The sequence below is a fragment of the Aquimarina sp. EL_43 genome, assembly GCF_943422735.1.
GTDB lineage: Bacteria > Bacteroidota > Bacteroidia > Flavobacteriales > Flavobacteriaceae > Aquimarina > Aquimarina megaterium.
The window spans coordinates 4,758,613-4,772,239 of record NZ_CALSBR010000001.1 but is presented as its reverse complement, the minus strand read 5'-3'; the positions used below and the strand labels follow the sequence as shown (position 1 = coordinate 4,772,239).

The 13,627-nt window shown below is 29.6% G+C and carries 9 protein-coding genes; 4 read left to right on the top strand and 5 right to left on the bottom strand.

Translation table 11 applies throughout. The features are described from left to right. Positions 1–444: 444 nt before the first annotated feature. Both NNL09_RS20510 and NNL09_RS20505 read left to right on the top strand, forming a co-directional pair. Entirely contained in the window at positions 445–1,803 is a 1,359-nt protein-coding gene (locus NNL09_RS20510) for a serine hydrolase (protein WP_196910093.1), read from the top strand. A 12-nt stretch (positions 1,804–1,815) separates the two neighbouring features. Beyond that, positions 1,816–2,397: a helix-turn-helix domain-containing protein gene (locus tag NNL09_RS20505; protein ID WP_196910094.1), complete on the top strand. Its 582-nt coding sequence runs from the start codon at positions 1,816–1,818 to the stop codon at positions 2,395–2,397. A 522-nt stretch (positions 2,398–2,919) separates the two neighbouring features. Here the strand turns inward: NNL09_RS20505 and NNL09_RS20500 are convergent. The 3 genes from NNL09_RS20500 to NNL09_RS20490 all read right to left on the bottom strand — a co-directional run bounded on the left by NNL09_RS20500 (position 2,920) and on the right by NNL09_RS20490 (position 5,569). Further along, positions 2,920–3,588 carry a response regulator transcription factor gene (locus NNL09_RS20500; RefSeq protein ID WP_196910095.1) on the bottom strand — a complete coding sequence of 223 codons (669 nt, stop codon included), beginning with the start codon at positions 3,586–3,588 and terminating at the stop codon, positions 2,920–2,922. Continuing rightward, positions 3,589–4,371, bottom strand: coding sequence for a sensor histidine kinase (locus tag NNL09_RS20495; RefSeq protein WP_196910096.1), 783 nt, complete (start codon positions 4,369–4,371; stop codon positions 3,589–3,591). A gap of 691 nt (positions 4,372–5,062) precedes the next feature. After that, entirely contained in the window at positions 5,063–5,569 is a 507-nt protein-coding gene (locus tag NNL09_RS20490; RefSeq protein ID WP_196910097.1) for a hypothetical protein, read from the bottom strand. 279 nt (positions 5,570–5,848) lie between these two features. Between NNL09_RS20490 and NNL09_RS20485 the strand changes: the two genes are divergently transcribed. Then, positions 5,849–6,499, top strand: a complete 651-nt coding sequence (locus tag NNL09_RS20485) for a hypothetical protein (protein ID WP_196910098.1) — start codon at positions 5,849–5,851, stop codon at positions 6,497–6,499. Positions 6,500–6,863: 364 nt separating this feature from the next. Next, positions 6,864–9,620 (top strand): hypothetical protein, encoded by a 2,757-nt coding sequence (locus tag NNL09_RS20480; protein ID WP_196910099.1) that lies wholly within the window; start codon positions 6,864–6,866, stop codon positions 9,618–9,620. 476 nt (positions 9,621–10,096) lie between these two features. Here NNL09_RS20480 and NNL09_RS20475 read toward each other — a convergent pair whose 3' ends face one another. Together NNL09_RS20475 and NNL09_RS20470 are read right to left on the bottom strand one after the other, a co-directional pair. Continuing rightward, positions 10,097–11,071, bottom strand: a complete 975-nt coding sequence (locus tag NNL09_RS20475; protein WP_196910100.1) for a YitT family protein — start codon at positions 11,069–11,071, stop codon at positions 10,097–10,099. A gap of 688 nt (positions 11,072–11,759) precedes the next feature. Beyond that, positions 11,760–13,106, bottom strand: a complete 1,347-nt coding sequence (locus tag NNL09_RS20470) for a hypothetical protein (RefSeq protein WP_196910101.1) — start codon at positions 13,104–13,106, stop codon at positions 11,760–11,762. Positions 13,107–13,627 lie beyond the last annotated feature (521 nt).

Here is a 13,627-nt window from a genome sequence, read left to right as displayed (position 1 = left end):
ACCGTTTTATTTAACCTTTTAATTAGTTTTTATTTGGGAATTTTTATATCAATTTTAAACAATTAACCTTCAAGTATATCAAAAGAATATAGTGTTTATTTAAATCCAAGGAAATTATTTTTGATTATTGCTTTCCTAGAAAACAAACAGTAACGTTATAAAAAAGCAGTTTTATACTGAGAAAAACATTTCCTAACTTATTAAAAAGGTCACAAAAACTGATAAGGCATAAGAAGGAATAGACTTCAAGTTATTTATAATGTTTTTGTCTAAAATTCTAGAAAATAAAAAGTATGGACTTGTTTTGATGACTCTGATGATACTTCAACACCTCTTTGGTTACTGTTAATTAGCTTAGATGTCGTAAAGATGTCGTAAAGAATTCACAAGCGTTGTAATGTGTTATATTTAATTTTGATCTAATCTTTCTAGATAAATATAACTATGAAATTACTTCTCACATCCCTTTTTTTTCTTTTTATATTGAATATTAGTTTTAGTCAAGATTTAGAATCACAAATAGATAATATAGTTTCCTCAATTTATAAAGAAAATGAACCAGGAATTGTAATGTTAATAGCTAAAGATGGTAAACCCATTTATAGAAAAGCGTATGGCAAATCTAACTTAGAACTAGAAACACCAATTACATTGAATAGTGTGTTACAAATTGGGTCTATCACAAAGCAATTCACTGCAATAGCCATTTTAATGTTAGAGGAGAAGGGTAAACTTAGAGTTAAAGATGAGATTATAAAATATATACCTAACTATCCCACAAAAGGTAAGGGTATTACTATCCATCATTTGTTAAATCACACATCTGGCATTAAGAATAGTACACCTTCGGGCAATCAGAGTTTAATAGCTAGAACGGACATGACATCCACAGAACTTATTGATTATTTTAAGAATAAGCCTATGGATTTTGAACCAGGAGAACAGTTTAAATATAGCAATGCTGGTTATATAATTCTTGGGCGTATTATAGAAATTGTTTCAGGTTTATCGTATGAAGATTTTATTGAAAAAAATATTTTTGAAAAACTTGGTATGACAAAATCATATTATGGTAGTAATAAGGAAATCATTAAAAATAGAGCTGCTGGATATCAATATATACACAATAAATATATCAACGCGAATTATATGAGTTTGACATTACCATATTCGGCGGGCTCATTAATGTCCAACGTAGATGATTTATTAAAATGGCATAATGCTATCACATCTAATACATTAATTAAACGTTCTAGTTTGAAAAAAGCAATAAACCCATCAACACTTAACGATGGGAAGAAGATTCCATATGGATATGGTTGGAGAATAGGAAATTTAAATGGTTCAAAAGTAATTGCTCACAATGGCGGTACTTTTGGGTATACTGCCAGCGGCATTTTTATAACCAAAGAAAATATTTATATTATCGCATTAACCAATTGCAATTGTAAGAGTATTAAAAATGTGCCAGATGTTACAAAGAAAATCGCAACCATGATTATCAACCAAACTTCGACTATAGATAAAACGGTAGAAATTTCATCAGAAATACTTAAGCAATATATAGGCACTTACAGATTGAAGCCTAATGCTAATATTAAAATAACCAAGATAGGTAATTCACTCTTTCTTCAAGCTCCAAAGGAATTAAGAAAGAATGAGCTTTTTGCTAAAGATGAGAATCATTTTTTTGTAAAGGGTTCTTCGGTTAAAATAATATTCAATTCAAATGATAAAGGAAAAATTGTCAGCCTAACTTTAAACCAAGGAACGAGACAAGTTAGCGCTAATAAAATTAAGTAATTAAAAAGTGTAATGAAGAATAAAGATTTAGCAAAAAAAATAAAAGAGTTGAGAAACCGAAAAGGAATGTCTCAAGAAATACTTGCCGAAGAATCAGGCTTGAGTTTAAGAACTATTCAAAGAATTGAAAAAAGTAAAACGGAACCAACGGGCGATACCCTTAAAAGATTATCCAATGCTCTAAATGTTACTCCAGATGAGTTAATTGATTGGACAATAAAAGAGGATAGGAGGTTTTTGAAAATTCTTAATTTATCTGCACTTACCTACGTATTCTTTCCTATACTTGGAATTCTGGTGCCATTTATATTGTGGATTCTAAAAAAAGATAAATTAAAAGACATTAATAAAGTTGGAAAAGATATTGTCAATTTTGAAATAACATGGACTATTTTACTTTTCTTCATCCCATTAATTTCAATAATTTTTGGTATAACTGAAGAGATAACTTGGCGTATTATTATTAATTCTAACTTAGTGTTTTTAATAGTTATGTATATAATGAATTTTATATTTATAATTTTTAATACATTCCGAATTCACAACAAAAAGGATATAAAATATTATCCTAAAATTATTTTTTTAAGATTATGAATACAATAAAATGGTAGGTGTTTTATCAAATACGCGATTTAAAATTCATCTAAAAGTGTTTGCATTTTTTTAATCTTTAAAATTGTGCCGTACATAACGGCAAAATCCTAATCGCTGAGAATCATTTATTTGAAAATTTCTGAACCCGTAGTACAGAATATTCGATTTAGTAGAAAGTTTATTTTACAGGATATTTACATTATAGCTACTAATGTGGCAGGCGTATCGCAAATTGGCTTTTACATAATTGCTGATGATATAAAACACCTAACGTGTCGTTATATCTGCAACTATGTTAATACCACGTATTCGTCAATTTGCTTCCATAAATACATTTACACTATAATGTACTTGCGTTATGTATTACCCTGAGCTTGCCGATGGGCCACTTCGCTTTAGTAAAAGCGAAGTTCTTTAACCCAATTTTCTTAAAAAATGTAATACTTATTGCTCGAAACGACGTAGTCCCTGAGCTTGTGGAAAGGATAGGAGAGTAGGGGGGTGTGGAATGGGAAAATAAGGTTAAAGTTTCACCCAACCTTCTTTAACAGCATGCAACGCTAGACCAACTCTATTTTTAACATTCAATTTTTCAAAAAGTGTATTACGATACCCGTCTACTGTTTTTGGACTAACGAACATTTTATCTGCAATTTCATGATAGGTCATTTCACTGCAAGCCAGTTTAATAAAATCTCGCTCTCGTTCCTTTAATTCGTGAAATCTATAAGTGCTTTCGAATTCATTTACACCATTCTGAAACGAATGCACCAATTTCCCTGTAATAAAATCCGTATAGTAAAACCCTTTATTAATAACTGATCTAATAGCTTCCTCTAATTCTTTGGGCTCTACATCCTTACTCAAATACCCTTTTACTCCTAATTTTAGCATGCGAACTATGGTTTCTTCTTTTCCTATCATACTGATTACCAGAATATGTATACTTGGATATTCTTTGCGTAGCCATATAACGGTTTCAAAACCATCCATTTCTGGCATATTAACATCCAATAGTACTATATCTGGAAGGTTTTCAGGATTAATACAAGATTGTAGTTCCTTACCATTAGACGCTTCAAAAAGGATTTTACACTCCATAGATAGCATGTAAATAAGACTAATTAGTCCTTTTCGAAATAGATTATGATCATCAACAACCCCCAATTTTACTGTTGAAAAAAATGTCATTTAGTTCGTTATTTCAATGATAACTGTTGTTCCTTTTTCTGAACTCTCTACATTGAAAGCAGCATTAATTATCTTTGCTCTATTTCGCAAATTAAGTAAGCCATTCCCCCATTTATTTAATTTTTCATCAAAACTGAACCCCACACCATTATCGTGAAATACTAAGGTAAGTAAATTTTCTAAAAATTTAAACTCCACAATAACTTCAGTAGCTTCACTATGCTTGATGATATTGTTCATAATCTCCTGAGACATACGATACAAAATAATAACAGATTCAGATGGCAGTACGAATTCCTTACCTGTTATTTTTAAGTTAGTCGTAAGCGTAGTTATTTTGTTTAATTTATCTAAATCATTAGCAATTGCAACACATAGTCCTTGCTGAATCACTCTATCTCCGTTTAGGTCTAATGATAACAGTTTTAAGTCTTTTATGAGCTGTTTCAATAATTCTTTAGAATCGGAAATTCTTTTTTCAGCACTTACTATATCATCAAATTTTATTGTATTTAAGTATATTTTTATTAGACTAGCTGTATGCCCAAGATTATCATGAAGCTCCCGTCCTATGTTCTGAAGTGTTTGCTCTTTGATTTCTAATTGGGATTGAAGTAATGTAGCAGCAAATTCTGAAGCTAATTGTTCCCTTTCCTGCTTATTTTGCTTTCTTTTTTTAAAATATAGCATGGTAAAAACCACTATAAAAATACATAATACAGAGAGTAGTATTGATCCTGCTATCACAGAAATTAAAATGTCTTCGTCTATTTTATTTACCATAAGGTATATTCTTAGATTAAGATTTTTTTGGTCGAAATAGTTTTACTTCTATAATAAAACCGATAGAAAACGATACATACATTACCACATTATATATAGAATGTATGGCATTAAGATTTTTTAAATATGAATTTTCATGACTTCTAATATAATCCCATAACCCAAATACTAATATTGTACAACTTGTGTAAAAAAAGAGACCAAAAATATAGAATAACAACGAATAGGAAGTGTTAAATACCGTATCGTCTCTTTCATATAGTTTATATAACAGCAATAAGGACCACATAGTGTAAGCAATATTGTTAAAACACAACCAAATAGTCTGGAAGTTGGTAAATCCATTTTTGATAATTAGCATAACTCCTAACAAAAAGCATAGTACTACTGATGTTCTAAATATAGTTTTCTTAACTCCTGAAGGGAAAAACTGATTGAAGAATATTGCTAAAAAAAGAAGTTCCTGTATCATATATATATTAAAAAATACATATCGAACAGGAGTTTCTTTTTTAATTTCAAAATAGCTTTCTACATATGTAACAATGTGTGGTACGCACGCTAAAAATACTATCAGTGCAATCCACTTGCTATCTGCACTAAGCTTTCGATAAAAAAACAAACCGATTAATGCAGGGAGAAATACACTCCAAATAGCTATTTGACTTATTAGTTGTTGAATAATTAAAAGTTATTTCATAAATAAATTTCCAGTATTTTTTTCGAAAATTAATTGGTCCTCTTTTAATGTAGGTTCGATGCTCATTCTTTCTCCATCCTTTCCTACTTTAATTTTTGGAGTTCCTGTAATCGCTGCCTTTGGAGGATATTGATATGCTACTGGTTTCTTTTTTATTATATTCAGTTTAATTTCATCTCCTAGGTAATTTTCATCTTTAGTATATCCTAAGGCCATAACAGTGAAAGACCCCGCCTTTAATTTATGCTCTGGAATATCTACATTATGTGCACCAAGAATAACTACTATATAATCTGCTTTTCCTTTTCCTATTAAACTTTGGATATGTTCAGCCTTAAAAGCAAATGCATTGGATTTATTTTTTATTAATTCATCCACTTCAGGTGATTTGATCTTTGGCGTTTTTGTAATATTACTATTTAGTGTGTTATACTTATCTAAAAACGCTTCTGCTTCTGTTATTAAAATAGGTTTTGAGTCAATTGAATTTGTTCCCATGATTAAAAGTTTTAATTATTAATAATTCTCAAACCTATCTTTAAAAATTCATTTAAAAAACTAATAACCAGAAATATAAGGTTTATCTTCCGATTTAGGGGAAAATCCCTCCTTTCATTTTCCATGGTTTTCCTTTTGACCGGTATACAAGTAATTAATCAACTTTGTAAAACTATTTCCTTAGGGAATATTAAGGGGTAAACTGTTAAATAAATGTAGTTTCCTTTTTTGAAGAAAAAGAATTAGTTTTTAAAGAGAATTTTATTAAAAATAAAAGTTATGATAAGCGTATTAAAAAAGTATTGGTGGGTTTTGTTAATGTTAGTAGTGGTTATATTAATCTTTTTTTTGAACTATGATGAGAATCACATAAAAGATTTTGAATGGAAAAACAATCCTGAAAAAATTTTAGGAGAATTAGCGGTAGGATTATTGCTTGTTGGTGCTCTTTTGGATCAATTCATTACAGTGTTTTTCGCTGAAAACAACGATTCACAAGAAATAAGGAAGGAAACTGAAACGACTTTATCTTTTTTTAGAGAAAGACGAAGAATAATAAGAAGAGATATCCTTCAGGAACAATTAACAGCTGACACGGGCGCAAGGGCAGCTAACATAACAAGATTAAATTCAGAATTAGCTAATTCAGAAGGTTCTATCAAAAGAGCAGAAGAAATAATGACAACGGTTAATTCTGAAAGAACAACCTATGTAAGAATGGTAGCTTTTAGTATTGGTTTAATTTTAGCTGTAACGGGTATTAAAACCCTGACTCCTTTTATTTCAATGAGTTCGATAGAAAGTAATATAAGCACAAAACTCTTATATTTTTGTGACCTTTTATTTACAGCTGCATTACTTTCAGGAGGTACAACGGGTATTAGTCAGTTTTTGAAAGTAATTAAAGATTCGTGGAAAAGAAATGGGTAATGTTTTGAAGCAAACTTTTTTATTCTAAAAATTTCCTTGCAAATGTAATAGAATGCTTATTCCTCGAAGGAACAACAGATTGCACATGGAAATTGATTTTGTATAAGTATCTATAGTTTTTTCTACGTACAAATTAAACAAAAATACCCTATATCCGGTATTGGTAGTATTCCTAGTAGCCCATAATTTGGATGAATAAATTGAGTATTTTATACTTTACTCCAAAAAAATATTTTCTGTTTTTAAAAACTATAATCATGATAAAAATGAAACAAATAGGGCAGATGCCTTGGCCTAGAGGGTTATGTTTTGCTAATGTACTTGTTATTAATTTTAATTGTTAACCGATCAAAACTCATAGATTATGATACTTTTTAGATTTTGCTTAGCCCTTTTTCTGTACTTGCTGCTAATTTTAAATGAGAATTGCCTAGCACAAGAAAATTATGACCCTACTTTATCGGTAGGGTTAGAAAGTCTAACCTTTGGCAAAGGGACGATTGATATCGATGCCTTGAGAAAAATTATTGTTAAAAAACAAAATGAATTGAAGCGTGAAGGATTGAAACGTTACGTATTTTCAAAGTTCCCGGAAAATAACTATACAACCAAATTGTTTATTCAAAATACTATTAACACTCTAGTTGATGAAAAGAATCAAGACATTATTGAAAAAGAGCTTTTAGAGTTAGCAACAAATTATGCATTGGTCATTGGGTTCACAAAACTTTATAAAGAGGTTTATTACAAAGGGAAAAAGAGCGATTTAAGATCTAAAGATTCTACTTTAATTAATGAAATTACTAAATATTATGATTCTCTTAAGTTGGTCATAAAAATAGATAAAAAAGATACCTTATTAACACTAAATCAAAAAGATCAACTATTAATTGATATAGTTGGTACACAGCTAAGCCATAATAAATTACTCAAAGAAAAAGGATTTTTTGATTTTGATTCCAAAATAAATTTTACGTATTCTAGACTTTTTAATTCGCTTGGAATTAAAGAAAATGTAAGTAATGAGAGTGATGCGAATAAAAGTAAGGAAAATGAAAGCAATAAGAATCAAAATTCGGTGAATAAAATAAAGAACCAAGAAGTAAATGAGAGAATATTTAATAGTTTAGGATTAGAAATTAACGATATAATTAATGCCTATTTAAATAGTTACAATTATATTAAAGAGATATTAGTTTCAAAAGATTATAATAAGCTTAAGAATATACGGAAACAATATCTCGATGATATACACAAAACAAATTTTGATCCAGAGATTTTTAAAAATTATGCCACCGAAAATGGGGATAATGAATTATTAGGAATATTTAGTATTGGCTTTGAACTTAACAAATATCATGATTTGGTTAAAGATTACAACCGAGGAATTGATAAATTAAATTCATTTAAAAAAAATGGTGAGAAATTAGGAGATATAAATCTAAAGAATGTTACCTCAGAAGAAAATGTTAACTTTAATCTGAGTGTACTTACAAGCCGAAAGCTGAACTTAGAAAACTATAAGAAAGAGTTTGTTAATATAGCCAACAAATTAGAAGAGGCAAGGTTCATATTAAAAAAGATAAAAAGTGAAGCAGGATCAATTGTTCAAGAAAATTCTTCTTTAATAAATGCTAGAGACCTAGTAAGGGAAAGATTGGCCATTATTAGAAATATAAACTCACATAAAGTCGATATTAATAAACAATATGATAAAGCAACGAGGATTTTGCAAAAATTGAGGGAAACAGAAGATAATTGGAAAAATTTCATATCTAATATTGAAGTTTCTGATAATTCAACCGAAAGAATTGAAATTCTCAAAGATAGTTTGATCAATAAATCGAAATTACTTAAAAATGAGTTAGATAGTACATTTGATGATTATCGGTTCAATGCAGTAACTGAGAGATTAAAAAAATTGACAAATCTAGAAGAGTTTGAGTCTCTACTAAAAACAAATAGCAAATCTTTATTTAATAATACAAAGTCAAATATTGGATTTTTAAAAGGTTTATTAAAGAATATTTCCAATAACTTGGTAAGTAAAAATTTTAATTTAAAGGATAGTATTTTCATTAAAGATAAAGCTGAATTTTTTAGCAATTTGTATATCCGTACAAGGAAGCTTTCGGAGAAAGATAATTTTACAATAGATGATGTTTTATATTTTGAAAATCAAGTATTACCAGAATTAATCCAAGCCAAAATCCTTATTGCTGATACTAAAAATGATGAAACAATTGATGCTTTTATTAAAGCAATTAATGGTATAATTCCAATAATGAATTATTTTCTTATTCCACCAGAACTTGAGGATCTTGAAATAAACGAAGACGTGATTTCGTTTTTCGGTTTCATATCCAAGATAAATGAACTAGATAAAGCAAATACATTTAGTTATATCCTACAACTCTTAGATGAGTCTCATAATTTTTTTGTAAATACAATTGATTCTAAACTGGAGAGTGAAGAAAAAATCAAATACCAGAATCTATCAAAGTTTAAAAACATATACGAAAAAATAATTAATGGAATTGATAAATACACGATCATTAACAATGAAGAACAATTGATAGAAATAGATGTTTTATCTTTTTTAAATACATTTATTGAAAACTACAATAAGGAGAGTTCTTATGGTAAAAACACATTATATTTTTCAATAGGCTTTAGCCAAAATCTATTTTTATCTGATTATAATTATACGGAGAACAATCAAAGTCAGACACTCAACTCGATTGGTTTTGCCTCTGAAAAAATTGGTTACAAGAAAAAGCTTCTTGGATTTAAAAATAAAGGATATGATTATTTGGCTAAGTCTTCAATTGCATATGAGGACAAGTCTAATGAGTTAAACCCATTTGTAAATCAATGGTATTTAATCGCATATGGATCTGGTTTGTTATATAAAATTGCAGACTTAACAACTAATGAAAATTTTGATTTTCCTCATGTTGGAGTAGGTACTGGACTAAGGCTTTATAATACTTTAGATGTTTCAATTACAATAGGTTTTCCAATTATTGATGGTAAAAAATTTGGTGACAATGGATTTTTAGGTTTATCATTAGATATACCTATTACCGAATATTTATCGGCAATAGGTAGTAAAAATTAAAATGGAATTATTAGCACAATTATCGCTTTTACCGCATTTTAGATGTTTAGTACTAAGGTAATGTACTTGCGTTATGTATTACCCTGAGCTTGTCGAATGGGCAGGAGAGTAGGGGAATGTGTGTGTAATGGGAATATTATACATTCAGTTCAAACAAAGAGATCTAAATATTATTGCTCTTTTCTCATAGTACTCAAATCAAATAAAGGTAGTGTTTCTTCAATCCAGGTAAATGTCGATCATATTCTTCAAGTATTAAGAGATGATGACGGATTGATTTTAATGACAAACAACCAAAAAACACCTTTATCAAGAACTCATAAAAAAGAACTATTGAAACGTCTGAATAGACTTTAGAAAAATGAAGATGGTTCTCAATTAACTCAAAAAACAATGATCGATATTGAACCAGGTCCGAAAAATGGTATATAAAAATATCTGTACGATACTAAAAAAGATACGAATTCAAACCAATCTCATTTTAAAGGTTTTCTCTTTATCATGCCTCCTTTAATATCCTTGACCAGATCCATTACAACAAAGGCATTTCTGTCTATTTTATCAATTTCTGTAGTTAGTTTTGCTATTTCTAGCCGAGTTAATACAGTATATACAATTTCAAAATTAGCGCGTTCCTCATTTAATTTATCATATCCGTGTTTTCCATGATATATAGTACATGCTTTTCCCATCTCATTAGTTAACATTAATCGTATCTCTTCGTTTTTTTTTGAAATAATGGTAACTCCAATATATTCTTCAACACCATCAACTATATAATTCACGGTTTTAGCAGCCACCAGATAGGTAAGAATTGCGTACAGTGCCGTCTCCATTGACAGTAGATATGCTCCTATTGAAAATATGATGATATTGATCAACAGTATGATATCTCCTACTGTCATATGCCATTTTCTACTTAAATAAATTGCCAGAACCTCAGTACCATCAATAACACCTCCTCCTCGCATAGTCATCCCTATTCCCAAACCTAAAAAAAAACCTCCAAAAAAAGCAATCAGCAATTTGTCTTCAGTTATTATTGGGTACGGCACAAAATGAACAACGATGGCCAAAGTCGCGATGGCCACAATACTCTTAATTGCAAAAAAATTACCTATCGTCCTTGCCCCTAATATGACAAATGGAAGATTGACAATAATAAGTAATAGTCCTAATGAAATATTAGAGAACACTTGGAGTAAGAGGCAAACACCAGTAGCACCGCCATCAATGAACTGATTGGGAAGTAGGAAACCATTAAGTCCAAAGCCTGCCGAAAGCACACCCATCGAAATAAACACCATTTCTTTGACTGAATGAACGAATTCTACATGGCCCTTCCTTAACTCATTCACAATATGCCGTTTGAGAATTGCCTGATCACCACTTTTGGATTTCAACCTTCTTTTGGCGCGTTGTAATAGTATATATTGCAATAGTGGATTCATCTTTTAAATATAATCAAAATTGGTATGACCAGACACATATAAAACCGTTAAGAACAGTTCCAAAAAAAAGTTCATTTTTTGGAACTGTTCAATTTTATCCTTAGTTTCAATTCAGCCTAAACGAAAGTTCAATAAAACGATGATTGAAGAGCTATTTAATTTGATTGCAGAGTATATATTATATCAAATACGCGGTATTCGCCGTTTTACTCATATATTATATTTGTACTATAATGTACTTGCGTTATGTATTACCCTGAGCTTGCCGAAGGGTCACTTTGCTTTGGGAAAAGCAAAGTTTATTACTTCTACAGTTTATTTTAAAAGTTTTCTAACGAAATCGAAGATTCACGAAGTCCTCTAAAACAATGTAAACCTTCTGAGCTAAAAGTTCCTTTAAAAAAGGTAATGGAATACTCTTTTTGCTGAAAGGGTAGAGGCGTGGAGGCAAAATGTGTATGGAATGGGATTATATATCTAAATGTTATCAATTGTAATCCGAAGATTCGTGAGCTTTGTTGCTCTGATGCTATCACAAATATTTGAGACTTGTAAGTATCAAAATTTAACTTTGGCAACCTATAAGGATCAATTTTTTCATAGAAAAAACTAAACCACTATAGACTTTTGAGTCCGTAGTGGTTTAGTTTCATAATTAAATTTATTTTTTGAGTTATTGAAATTTGTTTTAATTTATTTTTTTGCAAGTTAATGGGGCAGTAGCTCCAACAGTATGTTGTCTAATAGAAGAATTATAACGACCTCCTCCTTGGTATTTTCTTATAAAACCAAAGTTTCTATAACCGCAGCCTTCATCGCTCTTGTATAAAACATCACCTTCAATATATTTACCTTCAATGTTTCCGTATTTATCTTTTAATATTGTCCAATCTAAAGTGATTATTGCACGTCTAAAATCAACATCGGACCAATTGTTCTTTGACCCCCATAGTTTAACTTGCATTAACATTTCATTTTCAATATTTGTATCTTTACGTACAGCAGAAGGCAATTTCTTTTCTTCTAAAACTTTATTTGCTTTGGCTTTAGACAGCGCCAATAAACTTTCAGTTCCAGATGTAGCGTCATAATTAAAATACCCTGAAATAATTTCTTGATTTTGTTTCATTTCACCATCTGTTAATGAAACTCTAATACGATGTTTTTTACTTTGTAAACGTTCGCCCATTCGTTTAAGTAAAAAATCACTTACACCTTTATCTTTAACCGTAGATTCTAAGGAGGCTGGAATTAATTGAAATACGACATAGTTTTTTTCTAAATCATCTTTATATATTGTTTTTACAGTACATTGGTTTACTATCTCATTTTCTTTTGGCAACCTGTCTTTATCATTTTTATCAACACCAACAGTAATCCAATAATGTGTTTTTCCGTAGGCATCGTAAAAAGAATTTGTTAGTCTTTTAAAGTATTCATTAGAATTGAAAGTGCTTGGCAAATAAGCTACAGCCCAAATTTCTTCTCCTACTTTAAAAGAGTTTTTAATTAACCCCTTATCTTCTTTTCCAATGACAGGTTCTTCAGAAAAAAATACTATTTTCCCTACATTATTTTTATGAAATTCTGAAGTTGGGTGTCTTAAAAAATATTCTTTAGGTTTAGATTTTTGTTTGGTATTATTTAATTGAGAAAAGACATTGCTTTTTATCCCTAATTTTTTCTTTGCTTCTTGTAACTCTTTTTTTGAAGTAGCAAGAGCAACAGTATAATTAATTAAGTTATTTTTATCAAGCTCTAAAAGCGTTAAGACGTCTTTTTTACTTGTTAGAATAAACCCTCCTTTTGTTGATTCATAGCTCCCTTTATTTTTAGCCAATGGATTAAAAATATAGTTATAGTTACCTCTGTTTGTTTGAAAGTCTGCTTTAATAGTATTATCATCTCTAAGAACGAGGTTGATAGCGCTAATAGCTTGACTTGAAGTGTAATATTTTCCTGTTTGAAAACTTTGAGCAACTAACTGTTGTGTAAATACAAGTAGTAGTAGTAGTGTATAAATAGTATTTTTCATTTTCTTAATTCTATGTTTTTTTAAGTTAAATTAATCGTATTTGTTTTTTATCAGATGGATCTAAAGCAGCACTTTTAACATCTACTTCTGCTTTTATATAATATGCGGATTTTTCATTGTTAGCAAATTTCGATAAGCTCTCTATTTTGATTATCACCTCTTCCTCTAGTAAATTCTTCTATAAATACAAAACGCATATTTACTATTTCTTGATCACTTACCAAGTAGGCTCTTAATAGTTTTTAATAATTTCATTGTGTTTTTTTGTCGTTTATGAAGGTGTAAAAATATTTTAAGTAAATAGTTTAGAATTCACCCAATAAGGGTGAATTTTAAAAAATGCTCATTTAATTAAAAATGAGCATACATAAACGTAAGTTTAGAGAGTTACAACTTTATAAAATGGGGGCTTGTTTAAGAATTCCCCTTGATTTTTTTCCCTAAATGTTCTTATTCTAAATTAATAGAACGCTTTTTTATTCGACGCGTAGGAGTGAAGCAGGAAAGTGTAAGAGACAAAA